Origin of the sequence: Nocardioides sp. NPDC006273 (assembly GCF_040613495.1) — a bacterium.
In the GTDB taxonomy this organism is placed as follows: domain Bacteria; phylum Actinomycetota; class Actinomycetes; order Propionibacteriales; family Nocardioidaceae; genus Nocardioides.
Genome location: NZ_JBEXSD010000003.1, coordinates 168,832 through 190,116, shown reverse-complemented (window position 1 = coordinate 190,116; position 21,285 = coordinate 168,832). Strand labels below are relative to the sequence as shown.

The 21,285-nt window shown below is 67.8% G+C and carries 18 protein-coding genes; 15 read left to right on the top strand and 3 right to left on the bottom strand.

The window, feature by feature from the left end:
* Nucleotides 1-281 precede the first annotated feature (281 nt).
* From smc to ABZZ22_RS02865, 7 genes are all read left to right on the top strand, one after another.
* A complete protein-coding gene (gene smc, locus ABZZ22_RS02895; RefSeq protein ID WP_354926613.1) occupies nucleotides 282-3,821 on the top strand; it encodes a chromosome segregation protein SMC in 3,540 nt (1,179 codons plus the stop codon).
* 105 nt (nucleotides 3,822-3,926) lie between these two features.
* Entirely contained in the window at nucleotides 3,927-4,991 is a 1,065-nt protein-coding gene (locus ABZZ22_RS02890; protein WP_354926611.1) for an alpha/beta fold hydrolase, read from the top strand.
* A 291-nt stretch (nucleotides 4,992-5,282) separates the two neighbouring features.
* Nucleotides 5,283-5,579: a hypothetical protein gene (locus ABZZ22_RS02885; protein WP_354926609.1), complete on the top strand. Its 297-nt coding sequence runs from the start codon at nucleotides 5,283-5,285 to the stop codon at nucleotides 5,577-5,579.
* Between the two features lie 50 nt (nucleotides 5,580-5,629).
* Nucleotides 5,630-5,878: a tautomerase family protein gene (locus ABZZ22_RS02880; protein WP_354926607.1), complete on the top strand. Its 249-nt coding sequence runs from the start codon at nucleotides 5,630-5,632 to the stop codon at nucleotides 5,876-5,878.
* Nucleotides 5,879-6,250: 372 nt separating this feature from the next.
* Complete coding sequence (locus ABZZ22_RS02875) at nucleotides 6,251-7,003, top strand: hypothetical protein (RefSeq protein WP_354926606.1); 753 nt, start codon at nucleotides 6,251-6,253, stop codon at nucleotides 7,001-7,003.
* 278 nt (nucleotides 7,004-7,281) lie between these two features.
* The gene (locus tag ABZZ22_RS02870; protein ID WP_354926605.1) at nucleotides 7,282-7,830 is read left to right on the top strand and encodes a CGNR zinc finger domain-containing protein; all 549 of its coding nucleotides are present in this window, start codon (nucleotides 7,282-7,284) and stop codon (nucleotides 7,828-7,830) included.
* Between the two features lie 59 nt (nucleotides 7,831-7,889).
* Nucleotides 7,890-8,840, top strand: coding sequence for an ATP-binding protein (locus ABZZ22_RS02865; protein ID WP_354926603.1), 951 nt, complete (start codon nucleotides 7,890-7,892; stop codon nucleotides 8,838-8,840).
* Between the two features lie 34 nt (nucleotides 8,841-8,874).
* Here ABZZ22_RS02865 and ABZZ22_RS02860 read toward each other — a convergent pair whose 3' ends face one another.
* Nucleotides 8,875-9,438, bottom strand: a complete 564-nt coding sequence (locus tag ABZZ22_RS02860; protein ID WP_354926601.1) for a TetR/AcrR family transcriptional regulator — start codon at nucleotides 9,436-9,438, stop codon at nucleotides 8,875-8,877.
* Nucleotides 9,439-9,594: 156 nt separating this feature from the next.
* Here ABZZ22_RS02860 and ABZZ22_RS02855 point away from each other — a divergent pair, with 156 nt between their 5' ends.
* The 5 genes from ABZZ22_RS02855 (at nucleotide 9,595) to ABZZ22_RS02835 (ending at nucleotide 14,487) form a co-directional block, all read left to right on the top strand.
* A complete protein-coding gene (locus tag ABZZ22_RS02855; RefSeq protein WP_354926599.1) occupies nucleotides 9,595-10,374 on the top strand; it encodes a glucose 1-dehydrogenase in 780 nt (259 codons plus the stop codon).
* On the top strand, nucleotides 10,371-10,811 hold the full coding sequence (locus tag ABZZ22_RS02850) for a nitroreductase/quinone reductase family protein (RefSeq protein ID WP_354926597.1): 441 nt from the start codon (nucleotides 10,371-10,373) through the stop codon (nucleotides 10,809-10,811). The genes ABZZ22_RS02855 and ABZZ22_RS02850 overlap by 4 nt, the downstream gene beginning before the upstream one ends.
* Nucleotides 10,812-11,012: 201 nt before the next feature.
* A complete protein-coding gene (locus ABZZ22_RS02845) occupies nucleotides 11,013-11,483 on the top strand; it encodes a hypothetical protein (protein ID WP_354926595.1) in 471 nt (156 codons plus the stop codon).
* A 188-nt stretch (nucleotides 11,484-11,671) separates the two neighbouring features.
* Nucleotides 11,672-13,237 carry an ATP-binding protein gene (locus ABZZ22_RS02840; RefSeq protein WP_354926593.1) on the top strand — a complete coding sequence of 522 codons (1,566 nt, stop codon included), beginning with the start codon at nucleotides 11,672-11,674 and terminating at the stop codon, nucleotides 13,235-13,237.
* Nucleotides 13,237-14,487 (top strand): hypothetical protein, encoded by a 1,251-nt coding sequence (locus ABZZ22_RS02835; protein ID WP_354926591.1) that lies wholly within the window; start codon nucleotides 13,237-13,239, stop codon nucleotides 14,485-14,487. The genes ABZZ22_RS02840 and ABZZ22_RS02835 overlap by 1 nt, the downstream gene beginning before the upstream one ends.
* A 165-nt stretch (nucleotides 14,488-14,652) precedes the next feature.
* Here ABZZ22_RS02835 and ABZZ22_RS02830 read toward each other — a convergent pair whose 3' ends face one another.
* A complete protein-coding gene (locus ABZZ22_RS02830) occupies nucleotides 14,653-15,468 on the bottom strand; it encodes a hypothetical protein (RefSeq protein ID WP_354926589.1) in 816 nt (271 codons plus the stop codon).
* A complete protein-coding gene (locus tag ABZZ22_RS02825; RefSeq protein ID WP_354926587.1) occupies nucleotides 15,465-16,133 on the bottom strand; it encodes a helix-turn-helix domain-containing protein in 669 nt (222 codons plus the stop codon). The genes ABZZ22_RS02830 and ABZZ22_RS02825 overlap by 4 nt, the downstream gene beginning before the upstream one ends.
* Nucleotides 16,134-16,400: 267 nt before the next feature.
* Between ABZZ22_RS02825 and ABZZ22_RS02820 the strand changes: the two genes are divergently transcribed.
* From ABZZ22_RS02820 to ABZZ22_RS02810, 3 genes are read left to right on the top strand one after another with little or no spacing between them, the layout of a single operon-like run.
* On the top strand, nucleotides 16,401-17,477 hold the full coding sequence (locus tag ABZZ22_RS02820; protein ID WP_354926585.1) for a glycosyltransferase: 1,077 nt from the start codon (nucleotides 16,401-16,403) through the stop codon (nucleotides 17,475-17,477).
* Nucleotides 17,474-19,213 carry a glycosyltransferase family 2 protein gene (locus ABZZ22_RS02815; RefSeq protein WP_354926583.1) on the top strand — a complete coding sequence of 580 codons (1,740 nt, stop codon included), beginning with the start codon at nucleotides 17,474-17,476 and terminating at the stop codon, nucleotides 19,211-19,213. The genes ABZZ22_RS02820 and ABZZ22_RS02815 overlap by 4 nt, the downstream gene beginning before the upstream one ends.
* Nucleotides 19,210-21,267 (top strand): acyltransferase family protein, encoded by a 2,058-nt coding sequence (locus tag ABZZ22_RS02810; RefSeq protein ID WP_354926581.1) that lies wholly within the window; start codon nucleotides 19,210-19,212, stop codon nucleotides 21,265-21,267. Before ABZZ22_RS02815 ends, ABZZ22_RS02810 begins: the two co-directional genes overlap by 4 nt.
* Nucleotides 21,268-21,285: the final 18 nt, after the last annotated feature.

The following is a 21,285-nucleotide window of genomic DNA, read 5'->3' as shown; positions in this document are numbered from 1 at the left end:
CTAGCCCCTAATACGCCATCCGACTAGCAATACCAGAACAAAACAGTCCCATCGAGCGCCGAGCTCACCGTGTTGGTCTCGACACGCCTCCGCCTAGCGGCTCCGGCGGCTCGACCAGCGGGTCAGCGGCAACGTCCCCAGATCGTCGGGCGCCGCGGGTTATCCTCGACCCGCTGGGGTTCCCCTGAGCAGCGACGATTAGATTTGCTGACTCACCTCAGCCACGCTGATGTGTTGCGAATCATGTACGACCACGTGGTCCTGAGCCGGGGGAGAAGCCGATGTACCTCAAGCGTCTGACGCTGAAGGGTTTCAAGTCCTTCGCCTCCGCGACGACCCTCGAGCTCGAGCCCGGGATCACCTGCATCGTCGGCCCCAACGGCTCGGGCAAGTCCAACGTCGTCGACGCGCTCGCCTGGGTCATGGGCGAGCAGGGCGCCAAGAGCCTGCGCGGCGGCAAGATGGAGGACGTCATCTTCGCCGGCACCGCCGGGCGGGCCCCGCTGGGCCGCGCCGAGGTGTCGCTGACGATCGACAACACCGACGGCGCGCTGCCGATCGAGTACGCCGAGGTCACCATCTCCCGCACGATGTTCCGCAACGGCGGCTCGGAGTATGCGATCAACTCCCAACCATGCCGGCTGCTCGATGTCCAGGACCTGCTGTCGGACTCCGGCATCGGCCGCGAGATGCACGTCATCGTCGGCCAGGGCCAGCTCGACACGATCCTGCGCGCGACCCCGGAGGACCGCCGCGGCTTCATCGAGGAGGCCGCCGGCGTCCTCAAGCACCGCAAGCGCAAGGAGAAGGCGCTGCGCAAGCTCGACTCCACGCAGGTCAACCTGGATCGGCTCCAGGACCTGCTCGTCGAGATCCGCCGCCAGCTCAAGCCGCTCGGTCGCCAGGCGGAGGTTGCCCGGCAGGCGCAGACGGTGCAGATGGACGTACGCGACGCCAAGGCCCGCATCTATGCCGACGACCTGGTCACCGCGAGGACCGAGCTCGACAAGGAGCTGGCCGACGAGGGCGCGCTGCTGGCCCGTCGGGCCGAGGTCGAGGAGACCATCGCGGAGGGACGCGAGCAGGAGGCGGTGCTCGAGGCCGCGCTGCGCGAGGACCTGCCGGCGCTGGCCGCCGCGCAGGAGACCTGGTTCGCGCTGAACTCCCTGCGCGAGCGGCTGCGCGGCACCCAGTCGCTGGCCTCGGAGCGGGTCCGCAACGCGGCCGGCTCCGAAGACCTGGAGGTGCGCCAGGGGCGTGACTCCGAGGAGCTCGAGGCGCAGGCCGAGGTGGCCCGTGAGCAGGAGGAGACCGCCGACGCCGAGGTCGAGGAGCTTCGCTACTCCCTCGAGGAGGCGGTCGAGGCCCGCAAGGCGGCCGAGGACGCCGCGGCCGAGGAGGAGCGCCGGGTCAAGGGGCTCGAGCGCGCCGCCGCCGACCGCCGCGAAGGGATGGCCCGGCTGACCGGCCAGGTCAACGCGCTCCGATCGCGTGCGGCGGGTGCCGACGAGGAGGTCGGGCGGCTGACCGCTGCTCGTGAGGAGGCGCTGGCGCGCGCCGAGCGGGCCCAGCGCGACTTCACCGCCCTGGAGACCAAGGTCGCCGGGCTGGACGCGGGGGAGGAGGGCCTCGATGCCGAGCACGAGGCCGCCGCCGCCGCGCTCGAGGACATCGAGGGGAGGCTCGGCAAGCTGCAGGCCGAGGCTCAGCAGGCCGACCGCGACCGCTCCACCCTGGCCGCCCGCAAGGACGCCCTGGAGATGGGACTGAACCGCAAGGACGGCGCCGGCGCGCTGCTCGGATCGGACCTGCCCGGCGTCCTGGGTTCGGTCGCCTCGCTGCTCGCGGTGCGCACCGGCTACGAGGCCGCCGTCGCGGCGGCGCTGGGCATCGCGTCGGACGCGGTAGTCGTCGAGTCCGCCGAGCGTGCGGTCGGGGCGATCGAGCATCTCAAGACCGAGGATCTCGGCCGCGCCGGCCTGCTCTTGGGCGGATCGCCCGAGGAGACCGGCGGCTGGCTGTCGCTGCCCGCGGGGGCGGCGTACGCCTTGGACGTGGTGGAGTGTCAGCCGGTGCTGCGGCCCGCGGTGGCGCGGCTGCTCGACAAGGTCGCGGTCGTCGACGATCTCGCCTCAGCCCAGGCGCTCGTCGCCGAGAATTCCGAGATCACCGCGGTGACCCGCGAGGGCGACCTGATCGGCGCCCACTTCGCCGCCGGCGGCTCCTCCAGCGTGCCCAGCCTGCTCGAGGTGCAGGCGGCGGTCGACGAGGCCACCGCCCAGCTCGCCGAGGCGAATGCGGTCTCCGAGCGGGCCACCTTCGAGACCTCCCGCCTGGAGGCGGAGCGGCTGGCCGCGCAGAAGCGGGTCGACGTCGCGCTGGCCAAGCTGCACGAGTCCGACGCGACCCTGGCCGCCGTGGCTGAGGAGCTCGGCCAGTTCGGAGCGCAGTCACGCGCGGCTCGTGGCGAGGCCGAGCGGCTGCTGGCCGCCGTCGAGCAGGCGCAGGAGGCGCGTGAGAACGCTGTCGCCGGGCTCGCCGAGCTCGAGGAACGGCTCGCGATGGCCGAGGAGGAGCCCGAGGACGAGCCCGACGTGAGCGCCCGCGAGGAGCTGGCTCAGGCGGCCCGCGACGCTCGACAGCGCGAGATGGACGCGCGGTTGGCGCTGCGTACCTCCGAGGAGCGCGCTCGCGCGCTGGCCGGACGCGCCGAAGGGCTGCTCCGCGCGGCCCGGCAGGAGCGCGAGCAGCGGGCCAAGGCGGCCGCTCGCCGTGAGCAGATGCGCCGCGAGGGCGAGGCCGCGCGAGCGGTCGGCACCGCGGTGGCGTACGCGCTGGACCGTCTGGAGGTCTCGGTGCAGCAGGCCGCCAGGGCCCGCACCGAGATCGAGGAGTCCCGCGCCGGGCGCGAGCAGGCGCTGCGCGAGTGCCGCTCGCTGCTGCGCAACCTCGGCAAGGAGCTCGAGGAGCTGGTCAACTCGGTCCACCGCGACGAGATGGCCCGGGCCCAGCAGCGGATGCGCATCGAGCAGCTCGAGGAGCGGATCCTCGACGAGCTCGGCCTCGACCCCGAGGCGATCGTCAAGGACTACGGGCCCGACCAGCTGGTCCCGCAGCACCCCGACGAGGACGGCAACGAGCGCGAGCCGATCCCGTACGTCCGTGCCGAGCAGGCCAAGCGCCTCAAGGTCGCGGAGAAGAACCTGCGCGCCCTGGGCAAGGTCAACCCGCTCGCGCTGGAGGAGTTCGCCGCGATGGAGGAGCGTCACAAGTTCCTCACCGAGCAGCTCGAGGACCTCAAGCAGACCCGTAGGGACCTCCTCGACATCGTCAAGGAGGTCGACAACCGCGTCGAGCAGGTCTTCACCGAGGCCTGGGAGGACGTACGCGTCGCCTTCGACCACGTCTTCTCGCGGCTCTTCCCCGGTGGCGAGGGCCGACTCGTCCTCACCGACCCGGAGAACATGCTCACCACCGGCATCGAGGTCGAGGCGCGGCCCCCGGGCAAGAAGGTCAAGCGGCTCTCGCTGCTCTCCGGTGGCGAGCGGTCCCTGGTGGCCGTCGCCTTCCTGGTCTCCCTCTTCAAGGCGCGCCCCTCGCCGTTCTACATCCTCGACGAGGTCGAGGCCGCGCTCGACGACACCAACCTCGGCCGCCTCCTGGAGATCTACGAGGAGCTGCGCGAGTCCTCGCAGCTGCTCGTCATCACCCACCAGAAGCGCACCATGGAGGTCGGCGACGCCCTCTACGGTGTGACCATGCGCGGCGACGGTGTCACCACCGTCATCTCGCAGCGCCTCCGCGACGCCCAGCCGGCCTGATTCGGGTCTGCCCCTTCTCGATGAGAGCCGCGATCCGCTCACGGTGACTCGGCGGATCAGCGCGGTCCCTATCCCGGACTCAGCGGCTGGCACTAGCCTGAGTTGATGGCCCAGAAGATCCGCTTCTGCACTTCGGCCGACGGCGTGCGTCTGGCCTTCGGGGTGCATGGCAGCGGTCCGCCACTGGTGCGTGTGGCGACGTGGATGACCCACCTGCAGCATGACTGGGAGAGCCCGTTGTGGCACCACTGGTTGGTTGCCCTCTCACAGGGACGGACCCTGCTCAGGTACGACGAGAGGGGCTCGGGTGTCTCGGACCGCGATGTGTCGCGCTTCTCGGTCGACGCCTGGGTGGAGGACCTGGAGGCCGTGGTTGACGCTGCCGGGTTCGAGCGGTTCTCCCTGCTCGGGCTCTCGAACGGTGGTGCGGTCGCGATCGCCTATGCGGCGCGGCATCCGGAGCGGGTGAGCCACCTGTTCCTGTGTGGTGGCTTTGCCCTGGGACGTCTACGGCGGGAGCCGTCGGCCCGCGTCGAGGCCGAAGCGATGCAGTCGTTGATCCGAATAGGCTGGGGCCAGGCCAACCCGGCGTTCCGACGGATCTTCACGACGCTGTTCGTCCCGCAGGCGACCCGCGAGCAGATGATGTGGTTCGACGAGATGCAGCGGATCTCTGCCTCCCCGGAGACGGCGGCACTCATGCGGCGCGCTCGTGACGAGGTCGACGTCACCGACCTGCTCGCCCGGGTGGTCACCCCGACGCTGGTGATGCACGCCCAGGATGATGCCGCCGTACCGTTCGAGCAGGGCCGGGAGCTGGCGTCGTCCATCCCCGACGCTCGCTTCGTGCCGCTCGAGGGGCACAACCACATGCTCCTCGCCGACGAGCCTGCGTGGGCGGTCTTTCTGCGCGAGATCAACACCTTCCTCCCGAAGCTGCCCCCTGACGACGTCACGGAGGGTGTGCTGACCGCGCGGGAGACCGAGATCCTCCGCTGCGTGGCAGCGGGGATGACGAACCAGGCGATTGCGGAGCAGCTGTTCGTGAGTGTGCGCACGGTCGAGCGCCACATGGGCAACATGTACGAGAAGCTCGGGCTGCGGGGCAGGTCCGGGCGCGCCGCGATCGCCGCCCGCGCCGCGTCGTTGATCGAACAGCGTCCTGACTAGTGGTGTGTCCTGGAAGTTCCTGGATGCTTGGCGTCGTCAGGGTGCGTGCATCGCGAGGCCGGCGTCGCGAAGTCATACCGGGCGTCTTCCGAGCGGCGCCAACGCCGCGAGGTGCGTGCCATGGCGGCGCGAAGCGCCTAGGAACTTCCGGGACGCGCCACTAGGCCGAACCAGCTTGGCGGGATGCCGCCACCCCGGTCTCCCGACGGGTCGACACCTGCGTACTAGCCCCGATGCGCACATCGTTTGCCGGACCTAGCGTTGTGTTCATCGACTACGCGAGGGGACGCCATGGACGGCATCGCAGAAGAAGTGGACTCACGGATCAGACGAGTCCTTGCCCGCAGCATCGCGGTTGGTTTCGGCGCCGCTGCCATCGCGGTGACCCTCGGGGCTCCGGCCACCGCAGCCCAACCCAACCACCAGGCGTGTCTGGGTCACGACTTTCGGGCCTACGCCGAGGCGGGCCCCGGGTTCGGCGCCTTCACCTCCGGTCTGGCGGCCGATGGCGGGGTCGGAGAAGAGGTCCAGGCTCATCTCGCCGGCGCCATTCCCGACGCCGTGATCCCCAACAGCTGCAACGACTGACGACAAGCCGAGGCGCGGCTCGCGCCCACAAGAACAGGCGCCCATCCCGGGTGCCAGAACCGAAAGGAACCATCATGCCGCTGATTCAGGTAAAGGTGATCGAGAACGTATTCACCGACGAGCAGAAGCAGGAGATCGTCCGCCGGCTGACCGACGCGATGGTCGAGATCGAGGGCGAGAACATGCGACCCGTCACGTGGTGTCTCGTCGAAGAGGTTCACAGCGGCGACTGGGCCATCGCTGGCAACCCGCTGACCACGGCGGATGTCAAGGCGCTGGCCGCCGGCGTGGGCGTCTGACATCGCACTATTCGCTCAACCCGGGCACAGATCCTTACCCATGCCGGGGTTGAGCGAAGGACAGGAATCTCGGCCTGGCCCCTGGAGATCTACGAGGAGCTGCGCAAGAACTCCCAGCTGATGGTGATCACGCACCAGAAGCGCACCATGGAGGTCGGCGACGCCCTCTACGGCGTCACCACCGTCATCTCGCAGCGGCTCCGCGACGCCCAGCCAGCCTGAGTGTTCCCGCTCGTAGAGCCGCGAGCGGCGAGCGAGTACGACCCTTCATCCCGAAGGGCCGACCAGCGGCGACTGCCAGTCCGTCCCCAACATCGAGGAGGCACGGCTGCACTGGCCTCAAACGGCTGAAGGGCCTGCTCTCGTGAGCGCATGAAACCGGGACACCTCGGCGCACGCGCGCTCACCTCAGCCGCACTCGCCGGGTCAGGGGTTCTTGCCTACCTGGCAGCGTGGCAACGCTGGTCTGGGGTGTGCCCGCGTGGCGGCTTCGACGAACCTGCCTGCCTCAAGCGGCAGGACCACCTCTACGACTACCAGTGGCCGGCCAGCCCGTGGGATTCGATCGGGCATGCGGCTGAGCTCTACGGGCTCTCAGTCCTGTTGTTGGCTGTCGCGGCGTTCGCACTGCCGTTTCTGCTGATGCCCGCCTTTCGTCGCCTCATCCTGTGGCCGCTCGCCGTGATCCCGGCTGCCGTGCTCGTCGGCATCGGCGTGCTGGTCTTGGCATCTGGGATCGCGGGCAGGCCGGTCACCGTTCCGCACTTCGACCTGACGGCGCTCATTGTCGTTGGCGTGCTGTGGCCCGCAGCGCTGATCATTGCTGCCACGACCGCAGCGGGTGGCTACATCTCGACTGGATGGCCCGAGGCTTCCGAAGACCGGCCGTCCACCGCACGGTCCGTGAGCACAGTGGTTACAGCGCTGCTGATCGCCGCGACGACGGTGCTGCCGACATACTTCATCGTTGGTCCGATCGCTGCGGGCTATGTCTCCCACGACACAGCCCCCTGGTCTGAAGCTCCCGCTGGCGCGCTCCTCGTCCTTGCCGCCATAGTCATGTGGCCGGCGACGACGCGTATCACGATGGCACTGGCTGGCGAGACGCTTCTGGCCCGTCCCTGAACGGTCGGACTGCGCGCGGGCATCAAGACCCGGCCGCGGCGGAGTGACGCTCCTCCGCTCACCCGTGCTCGCGGCTCAGCGCCCGCGGCGGTAGGAGCGGGTGCGGCTGGAGGTCGACGCGACGTACGCCGCAGAGTGCGCAGCGCACGTAGACGACTCGGCCCTCCAGGTCTGATGGCTGGACTCGGTGAGCCAGCCGTGGTCGTGGGTGGCGTCCGTGCACCGGGACTCCTCAGTTGCGCTGTCGGTCATGGTCGCCACTGCGCTGTAATGGTCTTATGCATCTCAACCCTTACGGTGAGTACGCCGTGCTGCTCGCCGCCTCGCTCGCTGACGACTGGCCTGAGGACCGGACCGGCATCGAGGCTCGGACCCGGAAGCTCGGGATGACGATGGACTTCGCCGAGTCCCCGGACGACCACGAGCGCACCCGGCGGGTGATCGACGAGTGGCTTCGCGTCGTCGATGCGCCGGAGCCGGGGGAGCGGGCGCGGCTGCTCAACGATCTGATGGCGCAGGCGACCGCGTATCCGCGGCTGACCGATCACGATTCCGAAGGGTGGCACCTTCATTACCGCGACGACGCCAACGACTCGCTTCCCGACGTGCTGCGCGCGGTCATCAGCGTGGGCACGGCGCTGCACCTGACCACCCGGGGCATCCATCGGCTGGGCCGGTGCGAAGCGGGGATGGTGGAGGGCGATCCGTGCTCTGCGGTGGTCGTGGACGTCACCCGCAATGGACGGCAGCGCTACTGCTCGGTCCGTTGCGCCAATCGCGCCGCGGTCCGCCGGCACCGCGCCCGGCGCTCGCTGGCCGCTCGCTGATCGGAGCCGTCAGGTCGAGTCGCTGACGGCTGGGGCCGGCGCGAGGCACACTGACCCCTATGAAGTCCGTGTCCGACGGAGGCCGTCCTGAGCTGCGGGTGCGCCTTGCGGCTGAGGCCGCGAGCGTGCCCGGTGCGCGCAGATTCGTCACCGACGGGCTCGTGGAGTGGGGCCGAGGGCATCTCGTCGACGATGCCGCGTTGTGCGTCACCGAGATGGCCGCGAACTCTGCCCTGCACAGCGGCAGCCCCTACATGCAGGTCCGACTGCGTGACCTCGAGTCGGGCGTACGGCTCAGCGTCGAGGACGACGGCGCGCTCGTCCCGCTCCCTGCCGTGGCCCCTTCTCCGGTCGAGAGCCAGGGCACGACCGGACGCGGGCTGGTGATCGTGTCGGTGCTGGCGGAGTCGTGGGGGATCGAGGAACGTGTCGACGGGCGACGTATTTGGGCCGCGCTCGCCGGCGACGGCGTCGAGCACGACGTACGGCCTCCCATGGTGGAGCACGCCGGGCAGGCGAGGCCTGAGCCGGCCGCCCTACCCACGGACTGGGTCACCGTACGGCTGCCCGGCTGCCCGGTGCAGCTGGGGATTCAGATCGACCAGCGCCTCGACGATCTGGTCCGTGAGCTCCAGCTCATCGACTCCGAGGACGGCCCGACGCCGCCGCGTGAGCTCGGCGAGCTCATCGAGCGGCTGGTGACTCGCCCGGCCTTCGCCCGCCACCTGGGCCGTCGTACTGCTCTGGACGCGGCTGCGGCCGGGCTGGAGCACGTCGACATCGAGATGACCCTTCCCCGTGAGATGGCCACAGTGGTGCGTGAGCTGCTGGCCGCGGACAACCTGGCCGACGAGCTCAGCGAGACCCACCAGCTGCTCACCCTGCGCTCCACGCCGGAGATGGTGTCGCTGCGGACCTGGTTCACCGACAGCATCGTCGACCAGGCGGAGAACGACGCCGAGCCGGTGTCGTACGACGAATGGGTGAGGACGCGAGGCGGCGCTGGGTGACGGTTGATCAGCCCATCAGGTGACTCGGTGGTGCTCAGCGCGTGTGGGCATAGCGGGCGACCATCGTCCGGACGGCCTCATCAACAACTTCTGCAGCTCGGACGTCGTTCACTGTCCATCCCGGCACGAGGAGTCGGGGCCAGAAGAGAAAGTTCGAAATCATCCCGAGGAACTGGGTGGCGGCCAGCTCTGTGTCGGCTATCTCTCCTGTCCCAGCGTTGGTCTCGTCCTGCAGGTAGCGCTGAACGGACTCGAAGTAGGGCATTTTCCCTTGCGAGAACTGAGCTTTGGCGAGCTCCGGGAATCGTGGCAGCTCGGCGATGACGATGCGAAACAGATCGGTCATCTCGGGACGGGTCAGCAGGGCCGCGTAGCGATGACCGATCGTCGCCAGTCCGTCGGCCAGGTTGCCGGCGCTCGGCAGGTCGAGGGCATCGGCTCCGGCCCAGGACTCGGTGACGATGGCGTCGAACAAGGCCGCTTTGGTCGGGAACTGCTTGAACAACGTGGCCTTCGAGACCTCGGCGCTCTCTGCGATCCGCGCGAGCGAGGCTCTGTCGTAGCCCAGCTCGAGGAACAGATCGGTCGCGGCCTGCACGATGAGGGCGCGTTTCTCTCGAGCGACTCGCTGGTGGTAGGTCGGGCCATCACTCTCCATGGACGCAGTGTAGCGAGGTGAGTGGCTTGACTCACCACTGGACACGACCTAGAGTTCCGAGGTGAGTCGCTCGACTCACCATTCTGAGGAGTATTCATGCCACGCTTCGACCATCACACCGTGCTCGTCACCGGCGGGACCGGCGGCCAGGGCGCCAGCCACGTGGAGGCCCTTCATGCGGAGGGTGCCAACGTCGTCATCGGCGACATCGACTCCGAGCGCGGTGCTGCTCGCGCCGCCGAGCTCGGCGATCATGCGCACTTCGTCCACCTCAACGTCACGGACGAGAGTTCGTGGACCGCTGCGATCGCGGAGACAGAACGGCGATTCGGTGCCCTGACGACGTTGGTCAACAACGCCGGGGTCCAGAACCCGCCGGCCGTCATCGAGAACACCGACCACGCGACGTGGAGCCGGATCCTCGACATCAATCTGACTGGCACCTTCCTCGGTATCAAGACCGCAGCGCCCGCGCTGCGACGCGCCGGCGGAGGGGCGATCGTCAACATCGCCTCGACGATGGGGACCAGCGGCACCGCGTACTACGCGCCGTACGTCGCCAGCAAATGGGCCGTGCGCGGTCTGACGAAGACGGCAGCACTCGAGCTCGGACGGGATCACATTCGCGTCAACACCATCCACCCCGGCGTCATCGCCACACCATTCATCACCGAGCCCGCTGCCGGGAGCGACGCCGCGATCGCGGACTTCTACTCGCCCGATCCGTTCGCAGTCCCTCGCTTGGGCCAACCCGACGACGTCACCCGGCTGCTGCTGTTCCTCGCCTCGTCGGACGCATCGTTCATCACCGGCGCCGAGTACGTCATCGACGGCGGCCTGCTGCTGGGTCCGGCTTTGCAGAACGAGGTCGCATGAGCCTGGAGCACCTGCCGGAGTCGGTACGCAGGCGTATCGAGATCACTCCCGCTGCAGGAACGCGAGAACGGATCGTGGACATCACCACGATCGGGCGGCAGACAGGCCGTCCGCGACGGATCGAGATCTTCTTCTACCGTGCCGCAGGCAACACCTACCTGTGCAGCGGCGCCGGCGGAGGTGCCACCAGCTGGTACGCCAACTTGCTCGCCGAGCCGTCATTCATCTTCCACCTCAAGAATGGTGTCACGGCTGACCTACCTGCACATGCAGCGCCCGTCGTGGATCCGACTGAGCGGCAGACCGTCCTGAGCGCCATTGTGGACGACCTCAACCAACCCCACGACCCAGGCACCATTCGACCGACACGGCTCGAAGACTGGGCCGACAGCAGACTCATGAGGATCGACTTCGACGGACCGCCACCTCCGCATTGACGTCTCGCGCGCTGCGTGAGAAGCAGAGGCAATGGGCTGGCAGCACGAACCCTCTCCACTCGAGCGCTCCGTGTCGCTGGTGACTTCGGCGATGCCCTCGTGTCGGCACGGTCGCGCGGATGCCAGCATGAGCGGATGGCGGCACGCTGAACGTGCGACGGTGTGTGATGGTTCGGCAGGCACATGGACAGGGAGGCGTACGTGACAGCGAAGATCGTTGAGAACCAGGTCGAAGTTCCGGCAGCTGCGGAAGCCGTGTGGGAGCGGGTCGTCCATCCCGATGGCATCAACCATGAGATGCGACCCTGGATGACGATGAGGCTGCCGCGCAGCGCGTCTGGGCTGACCGTGGAAACCATTCCGTTGGGCCAGCCGATCGGCCGCGCTTGGCTCCGCCTGTTCGGCCTCATCCCATTCGACTTCGACCACCTGACCGTGGTTGAGCTCGAGGCAGGCGTCCGATTCTTAGAGCGGTCCACAATGTTGAGCATGCGGCGCTGGGAGCACGAGCGGACGCTGACTCCGGTCGCGCGCGGAACGCAGGTGCATGACCGCGTGACTCTGCAGCCTCAATTGCCCATTCCGGGCCTCGGCATGCTCCTCGCGTGGGTAGTCGACGCCTTCTTCAAGCACCGGCACCGACGCTTGCAGAAGTACTTCGCAACCCGCTGATACATGCGAGCTTCGGGACGGTTTCGGCGCACCCTTCCTGGGTACGGCCCGGCGGCAGGAAGGTGCCCGATACGCGGCGGAATGACGCACACTCCCAGGCCGCGGCTTGCGCTCGCATCCTTCACCTCCTTTTGATGAAGCCTGGTGAACGTATGCCGAGACATGCCTGAGCGTGGTAAGTATTTCCAGTGATTGAGGATGGCGCATTCGCAGATCGCGAGCTTTCCCGCGAGTTCGAGCGGCTCCGGGAGGCGGTGCCAGCGGTAGTAGAGCATCGGCAGGCGCTGAAACTCCTCGGCGCGGACTTCCGCTACATCCGCAAGTACGTGGATGGCAGTTGGATGGCGCTCGTCGACCCTGGCGAAGGTTTGGCCGGCAGGTTCGGACTCAACCGGGACGTAATGCTCATCTACTCCCTCGTTCATGAGTTGCAGCCGGCGGTGCTGTCTACGGCGGAAAAACGACGAACTTTACTTCCACAGAACTTATCATGCGAAGATCACGTTGTTCTGATCTCTTCTATTGATCCGCGCTCGCCTCAGAAGTTGCACGCTTGGGCCCAAAGTGACCCGATGTTGGGGATCCACTTTTCTATCGAGGGAACTCCGGATCATATCGCTAGGAGTTTATTGGCGGAACTTCAGCGTAAACTAGCTAGCAGGAATCTTTACGATGAGACACTTCCTGTAACGGGCGCCGATTTTTTTGGGCGTCGCAAGGAACTCACTCAATTGCAGGAAGAACTGCGCCAGGGAAAGGTCTGCGGAGTTTTTGGGCTTCGGAAAACCGGTAAGACTTCGCTGGTCAAGGAGTTGGGGCGGCGATTTGTGAGCGGGAGAAGTGACCGAATCTTTGTTCTTCGAGATTTGGAAAGCCTTCCGCAGCGGAGTGAGCGGCTGAAGGTCGAACTCGTGCAGGAGATTTCCCAAGGTCTCCTGGCGGCTTTTCGGGCAGCGGGGGTGAGGCGAGCTGAACTTGCTGAACTGGAGCTCGACGCGTCTATCGGTGAGTTCAAGCGAGCGCTTGCGGTGAGTCTCAACGACTGCGAGACCCGAGGCGTCCAAGTTGTCTTGGCGCTGGATGAGATCGAGTCATTGTTGGGCGATGCGGAAACCCTCAAAGAGGGGAGCCGGCCCGAGGTTCCGGAGTTCTTGGGCGCGCTCCGGTCGCTAGTTCAAGAGCATTCGATATTCAACGTAGTGGTCTCCGGCATTACGAGTGCCGCTATTCATCGCGGGGAACTCTTCGGTGTCGAGAATCCGCTATTTAATTGGGCTCGGTCCTATCATATTCAGCCAATGTCAAAGGTGGAAGTGGATCGACTTACTACTGACGTCGGAAAAAGGATGGGGGTGGAATGGTCCTCTGATTCTCTCGATAAGATGTACGAGATCGCAATCGGTGACGTATTCCTGCACCGGACATTGGCTGCTGCGGTCGTAGAGGGTCTCGGGCAGGACATGTTCCCGATTCGCGTAACTGACGAAAACGTGCAGGCAGTCCAGCGAAATTGGCGCCGGGGGGTGGCGGAGCGTCTGGCGCAGATGTTTGGCTCCTTCGAGCGCCACTACCCCACGGAGGCCAGCCTCCTTCGGTTGGCTGCTGCGGGCGACGCAGACTGGGGCAGTCTCGAGGACGAGTATTCGATAGAGGTGGGAAGACTGCTGGATCTTGGTCTCGTTACGGAAGGTGCAGATGGTGAGATCGAATTCGGTGCCCTTTGTCAGACATTGGCTACAGCGAGGGTGCTGTGATGGCTGTCGATTTGGATTGGTACCCTGAACTGGCCGCGCTTTTTTCGCGGCAGGGTTCGCTCGCGTTCACACATGCAGCAGCTGTCCACTGCGGCGAAGATTTCACTCCTGAAGCAGTCGCGGAACAGCGACCGGGAAATACTTCTTGCTTTAGTCTGACAGATCCGGCACTGCCGCAATGGGCTGCGACTGCAACGACTGGCGATTTAGTGATCGTCAGCCCCGGTAATCCCGCAGACGACCAACGCAACATTGAGACGGCCCTCGGCGATCTGCGGGAGAAATTCGAGGCGGCGAGATTTCGGGGAGCCAGCGTATGGTTTATGTCCGAGTATCCCCTGTCGCGGTTTCCGATCCTGGCAGCTAGCTCACTCCTGGCTGATGCGGAAACAGTTCGGCTTCGACTACTTCGCGAACAAGCCGCGTTGGAAATCGTCCTGCCGCTGGTGCGCGATCGGCAAGACGCCGAAAGAGTTGTAGCCTTTGCGTGTGGTTCGCGTGCACTTCTGGATAGCTTTGTAGCCATCACCGTTGGTGAGGATAGTGGGAACGAGAAGAGCCGCCGTGTCAAGAGCGCTGAACGCGCCGTTGCTGATCGCGCGTGGCGCGAACTAGGGCCAGATCTTTTGGCCCTAGTCGATTCGTGGGTTTACGAGTCGCGCCTGGAAGTTCTTGATGCCTACGATGTTCCCAACGACGTGATCTTGGCGAGCCTTGCCGCGAGTGGCCTTGTTCAGGTCGGAACAGGCGACCGGATCGATCTTTTGCCGTTCGTCAACCGGCAGATTTGGATTGACTCACTCGGCTCTACGGTGGCTCAGTGTGTCGACGCGCCGGACTCTTGGATCCGCGTTGCTGCAGAGCTATTCAACCTGGAGCGCCAACTTCGAGTATCCGTAACGGATCGACTGCAATCCGATTTAGGGGAGGGGTGGAGGACGGCTGGTCTCGGCGAAGACACCGCTGGATTGGTCGAGCTAGCCCGTCGGGACGGCATCGCCGCCGCCACGTCGATCGATCACCTGCGCAGTCCACTCGACTGGATGCAGTTGTCGGAACTCATCTCGTTAGCAGAGGCACTCTGCGCGGAGCGGCAGATCCTGGGGCTACGGGCGGATGAGTGGGCGAGGGTGCGCTCAGACGTCATGCACGTGAGACACCGTGTAGCCCACATGCGACTTCTGCGTGCCGGCGACCTGGAAGTTGTTAGGCGAGTTCGTCGGTTGATTGACCTGCGCAGCCAGACATAGCTCCTGCTCTGAGAAGTCTTGTTCAGCACGGTGACGTGGCCACGAGGACTGCATTCTGGGCGGAATGTGTGCCCTCCATCCCTTGCTGGTTTCCGGGAGGACGGCCGATTAAGAGCGGTGGCTGGCCCGATAGACGGTACTGATCTGTGGAGACGGTCGTCCTGCTCACTCTGGGGTCGCGGTAGGACCTGACAACTCGTCAGCTGCGGCGAGGATGTCCAGCGTCAGTTGTGCCTGCGTACGGTGCTCCTCGGGCAGTGCCCGCCAGGCGGGGTGCGTGGCGTCGAGGTGCGTGGCGAGGGTCGCGACCCGGCGCCTGTCGGAGCCGGTGAACTCAGCCCGCTCGGCGAACGGGTCGTCGATGCAGGCGAGCAGCGCCGCGGCGTCGAACAGGTGGCGCTCGCGGTCGCGGGAGTCGGTCGTGTAGGCGGCGGCCTTCAGGATCAGCGCGCCGAACGGGCGCGGCACCGAGATCGTCGACGCCGAGTTGGACGCGATCGCCATCCGGGCGTTCACGGTGCGACGTAGAGCCTGGGTGCCGCCCTCGATGCGGATCATCTCGTGACCCCGCAGCTTCTCGATCACCCGCGGTGCCGGGTGATCGGCGATGAGGACGTCGACCTGATCCTCAACCGTGCCCGCGACGAGGTCGACCATCGTCGTGCCGCGCACGAAGCGGTGTGCGGTGTTGTTTCGCAGGTCGATGCTGGGCTGGAACTGGTATCCCAGTGCCTCCAGCGCGGTGGCGGCCTTGTTGGGCGCGCCGCGCGTGGTCTCGATGTGCAGCACGATGTCGACGTCGTTGGTCGGGCGCACCACGCCCAGTCCGTGATGAATCGTGTGTAGCTGCGTCATCAACCCACCGACCAACGTCCAGCTGCCGTCCGGGAGTGCCTCGGCCAGTTCCGCGACGCTGGGCCACGGCGCCGACCAGCCGCCTGGCGCCGCAGCGACGTCGATCGTAGGACGTACGCCGTTCATCGGAACCTCTCCAGCAACTCGGCCAACGCGCGGTGGCCGACGCCTCGCAGTCGGGGATCAGTGCTCGTAGCCGCGTCCAGGGCCGCGACGATGGATGTGTCGGCCAGGTCGCGGACCCGGTCGAAGTCGAAGCCGGTCACCCGCAGCGTGACCGCGCCACTTGCGTTTTCTCGCAGGCGGAGCGTGCGCACGAGGTCGTCGAGGTCGCTGGCTGCGATGTATCCGTCGACGCGCTCATCCACGGTATCGGTGATGCCGAGCGTTCGCGTGTTGGCGGCCCCGGCGAGCTCGCGTAGGCGGGGGAGTGCAGCGCGGTGGGCGTCGAACGCCCGGACCTGGGCGCGGTCGCGCATCCGGGCCAGCAGGTCGTCGACCTCGGTGATCTCTCGCAGATGTCGGCGAAGCCGGGAGACCTGGGTGGCTCCGAGCCAGCCGGCGTCCTGGCCGGCGAGGAGTGCGACGGCTCCCCACGCGGTGTGCTCGGCCCACGCTCGGGTTCGCCCCATGTGCTGGGAGTAGAGGTAGCGGTCAACGGAGGCCCGGTCGATCAGCCCGCGAGCGACCCGGCTGACCGCGCCGGAGTCGGCCAGGCGTCGGGCATGGCGGGTCGACACCCCGAGGGTGTTCGCCGCTTCCGCGATGGTGAGGAACTCCTGGCCTGCCACAACAGATAATGTCCCATAGTGGACGTAATCTGTAAAGCCGGGTCGTAGTGTTGAGCGGGCCTTCGCAGGCTCGACCACCAGCAGGGGTGGCTTCGATGAACCATCGGTGAACCCGTGATGAAGGCATACGGGGAAGCCGTCTGAGTGGTCAAAGTGGGCTCATTTGCCTGCCTAGAATCCTGCGGTCACCGGCCAACCGGGGCACCGGCGAGACGTGGTCTCGGCGTTCGGGGGATCGTCACGGTTAAGTACTTTGAGGACCCCCAGATGCCTTCGACCCTGCTGTCGTTCCCCTACTACCGGAGCAACCCCTACCTCACTATGCTCACCGTCGCGCCGCGCGCCGCGGGCTGGGACGTGGTCGAGGGAGTGCAGGGACTGCGCCGGCTCGAGGCGCGCGCGGCGCACATGGGACGGGGCGACGTGCTCCACGTCCACTGGACGTCGCCGGTGACCGCCGGCTGCGAGAGTCTCGAGGAGGCCTGGGCCAACGCGGCCCGGTTCGAGGACGTGCTGAGCGGCGTACGCGACCGGGGTGGCGACGTGCTGTGGACGGTGCACAACTCGATCGCCCACGAGGCCGACTACGTCGACGTCGAGCTCGCGGTCGCCAAGGTGCTGGCGAGCAACGCGACCCGGATCATCCAGCTCAACCCGGCAACGGTCGAGGAGACCGCGGCGTACTACGCGCTCCCGCCCGACAAGGTCGTCGACCTGCCGCACTCCTCCTACCTCGGCGTCTACCCCGACGGCGGCGACGACGCCGCCTCGCGCGAGCGGATCGGGGTTCCGCAAGGGGTGCCGACGGTCGGCTTCATCGGCCAGATCCGGGCGTACAAGGGCCTCGACGTCCTCTGCCGGGCGGTCGAGATCGCCGCCGAGGAGGTTCCCGACCTGACCTTCGTGGTGGCCGGCAAGGTGGTGCCCGCCTCCGACGTGGAGACGGTCGAGGAGATGCTGTCGGCGCCCAACATCGTCAAGCGGATCGGGTTCGTCGAGACCGCGGACTTCTCCGACTGGCTGCGGGCCAGCGACGTGGTCGCGCTGCCCTACCGGCGCATCCTCAACTCCGGATCGCTGCTGGCCGCCGGCACCTTCGGCCGGACCGCTCTCATCCCCGAGGACACCCCGGTCGCGCGGCAGTTCGCCGACCAGCCATGGGTGGTGACGTACGCCCCGGAGCCCGACGAGCCGGCGGCGCTCGCCGCGGCGATCCTGGAGGCCCTCGACGGGCAGGAGGCGCGGCACCGCGCCGCGCACGAGTTCACCCGTGCGTACACGCCCTATGAGATGTCGCGCGACTACCTGCGGCTGCTCGACGGGCTGATGGGTGACGTTCGATGATCACCCCTGAGCTCTCCGTCGTCGTCCCGACCCACGACGTCGGCCTGTGGGTCGGAGAGCTGCTCTCCTCGATCCTCGAGGACCAGTCGACCGACTCCGAGCCGCTCGACCTCGAGGTGATCCTCGTCGACGACGCCTCCACCGACGACACGTTCGAGATCGCCGAGGCGTACGCCGCCCGCGACCCCCGCCTGACGGTGGTCCGCTCGCCCGGGAAGGGCGGGGGACAGGCCCGCAACCACGGCGTCTCGCTGGCCCGGGGCCGCTTCCTCGCCTTCGCCGACGGCGACGACCTGGTGCCCCGCGGGGCGTACGCAGCGATGCTGCGCAAGACGCGCGCGACCGGCTCGGACATGGTGGTCGGCCGGTTCTTCAAGCTCTTCAGCGACCGGGTCTGGTGGCCGGTGCGGGCCTGGCCGGCCTTCGACGAGGAGCGCACGCTGGTGCGGCTGGCCGACGTGCCGTCCGCCCTGCGCAACCGGGCCTGCTGGAACCGGGTCTTCCGGCGCGACTTCTGGGACTCGGCGCAGATCTCGTTTCCTGACGCGAGCCGGTCCAACGACATCGAGCCGATGGTGCACGCGCTGACCACGGCCCGCTTCGACATCGTCACCGAGACGGTCTACGTCTACCGAGACCGGCCCGGCCCGGGGTCGATGACCGCGAGGTCCCACTCGCCGGCGGGGATCATCAGCTATCTCGAGCAGGAGCTGCGCTGCGCCCGCCGGATCGTCGCGCTCGGCGACCCGTTGGTCCGCGGAGAGTACGCCTCGCTGATCTTCGACGCCGACGGCTGGATGGCTATCGTCCGAGCGCTTCGCGGCATGGCCGTGGTCGACCCGGTGGCGCTCGAGCCGGCCCGGGCGCTGGTCGCCGAGCTGGTCGGACTCCTCGACGAGGGCATCGTCGACGACCTGGTCGACGGTCTGGAGCGCGACAAGCGGTGGGGCTGGCGCCTCGTCAGGGCAGGGCAGTGGTCGACGGTGGCCCGGCTGATCGGCGAGGACGTCCGCTGGGGCGACCGGACGGTCGCCGACATCCTGGAGACGCTACAGCTCGTCGCCGACAGCGGCGTGGTGCCGCTGCGTACGCTCCAGCGGCCGCTGGTCAACGCCGTCTCGACCGTCTCGCTGAGCGACGAGACGCTGATCGGGGACGACCTCGCCGACCTCGTGCTCAAGCATCGTGACCTGTTCACTGCGGTCGCCGATGCATCGGCGACCGACGAGGCGCGCGACTGGCGGCTCGGCCGGATCATGGCCGCTCTCGAGGACGGTCCCGAGCTGCTGCGCCGGGTGGTCTCGGGTGCCACCGATCCGGTGACCGCGACCTCACTCTCGCTCGTCGACGGCCGCGCCCACCTCCACCTGGCTCACACGATGGTCGATTCCGCTAGGCTCCGCGTCGTGTTTGTCCACGACCGTCGGCGCCGGACGCTGGAATACGACGCCACCGAGCTCGCCTCCGGCAGTCTCGAGGTCGCGCTCCCGACCGCTGCGCTCTCGGGCGGGCGCTGGCGGGTGTGGTTCGAGGGCCGTGACGCGCTCGGCGAGTTCGACGGGCCGGTGATCATCCACGAGGACGTCATCGGCGATCGGATCGGCGAAAGTGCGCAGATCGTCGAGCTCGACGGTCGCCCGCGCCACGGGATCGAGATCCCGTTGGGCTTCGGCGAGCGCGGCGTCCGCAAGGCCCGCCGGGTGGCGGGCCGGGTCGTCCGCCGGGTACGCCGGTGACCGCTCTCGCGGTCGCCCCCGTCACCGCAGAGCAGCCCACACCGGTCCGGGACAAGCGGCTGGAGATCCAGGCGCTGCGTACGGCGGCGGTGCTCGGCGTCGTGCTCTTCCACCTGTGGCCCGGAGCGGTCCGGGGCGGCTATGCCGGGGTCGACGTCTTCTTCGTGATCTCCGGCTTCCTGATCTCCTCCCACCTGGTCCGTGAGGCAGCCAAGCCCGGCGGAGTGCGGCTGGGCGCCTTCTGGGCGCGCCGGATCCGGCGGCTGCTCCCCGCGGCGCTGCTGGTGCTCGTGTGCGCTGCGGGGGCGACGTACGTCCTGGTGCCGGAGGCACTGTGGCAGCAGTTCCTGCGAGAGACGGTCGCGGCCGCGTTCTATGTGGAGAACTGGCAGCTGTCCTGGGCCGCCGTCGACTACCTCGCCGCCGAGGACCCGCCCTCGCCGGTGCAGCACTACTGGTCCCTCTCGGTCGAGGAGCAGTTCTACTTCATCTGGCCGCTGCTGATCGTCGCCGTGGCGCTCCTGACCCGGCGACGGCCGAAGGTGCGGCTGACGGCGATCCGGGCGGTCTTCCTCGCCGTCTTCGTGGTCAGCCTCCTGGCCTCGGTCTATGTCACCGCGACGGACGGCGCCGACTCCTACTTCGTCACCTACGCGCGCGCCTGGGAGTTCGCGGCCGGCGGTCTCATCGCCGTGCTGCCGCTCTCCCTCGAGCGCGTGCCCGGGCGCTGGGCGCCGTACGCAGCGGTGGCCGGTTGGCTCGGGGTGCTCGGCACGCTGCTGCTCTTCAACGACTCGCTGCCGTTCCCGGGCTGGGTGGCGCTGCTGCCGGTCGTCGGCACCGCGCTGGTCATCTGGGCGGGCGCGCCCCGCGGCCTCGGGCTTCGGGTCGTCGGCCATCCGGTCGTGCAGCGGATCGGGACGGTCTCCTACTCGCTCTATCTGTGGCACTGGCCGCTCGTGGTCGTGCTCCCCGAGACCGGCCCCGTGCTCGGTACCTGGCTCCGCGAGCCACTGATCCTCCTGGTCACCATCGGCCTCGCGGCCCTGACCTACCGGTTCGTCGAGACGCCGTTCCGCACCGGACCGATCCTGGGGACCACCCCGCGGGCCATCCTCTTCGCGGTGCTCGGAGCGGCCCTGGTAGCCGCCGTCGCGGTCCCCGGGATCCTGCATGGACGCAACCTGGTCGAGGAGAGTCGCACCCAGGCTGAGGCGCTCGCATCGGGAGACACCGAGTGCTTCGGCGCCGCCGACCTGATGGAGGGGTGCCGGAACCCGGAGCTCGACGGCGTACTCCTCCCTGCGCCGATCGCCCGCAAGGATGACACCGGCCGGGCCTACCGGTGCTATCTCCCCGAGATCGAGACGTACGCCGCCGGCGCCCGCCCCGAGGTCTGCCACCTCGGCTCCGACGACCCGGATGCGCTCCGGGTCGCGCTGGTCGGTGACTCGCACGGCGCGTCGCTGATCCCCGGCCTGACCCGGGTCGCCGAGAGCTCAGGATGGTCGGTCGACACGTTGGTCGCCAACGGCGGTGGGCTGCTCCCGGCCACCGCTGGTGACCCGCGCCGCGCCTACCGCGAGGCGCTGATCGAGCAGCTCGACCAGGAGGCGTACGACGTCGTGCTGGTCACCCAACGCCGCAATCCGAACCTCGCGGCCGGCGAGCCGGACCCGGTCGCCGACCAGCTCGCGCAGGCCTGGAAGCCGATCCTCGAGCGGGGCACGAAGATCGTCGCGCTGGCCGACAACCCGTACCTCACCCCCGAGGCGGCGACCTGCCTCGACGAGATCGAGACGCTCGCGGACGCTGGTGCGTGCGAGATGACCCGCCAGGAGGCGTACGCCACCTCTGACCCGCTCGCCGAGGCGGTCCGCCTGGCAGGGCCGGGCGCTTCGCTGATCGACCTCTCTGCGGCCTACTGCGACGAGGACCGGTGTCCCCTGGTGATCGGCCACGTGCAGGCCTATCGCGACCGGAGCCACATCACCGCGACCTTCTCGATGACGCTGGCGCCCTATCTGGTCCGTGCGGTCGAGGACGAGCTCTAGGATCTAAGATCGGCGGCG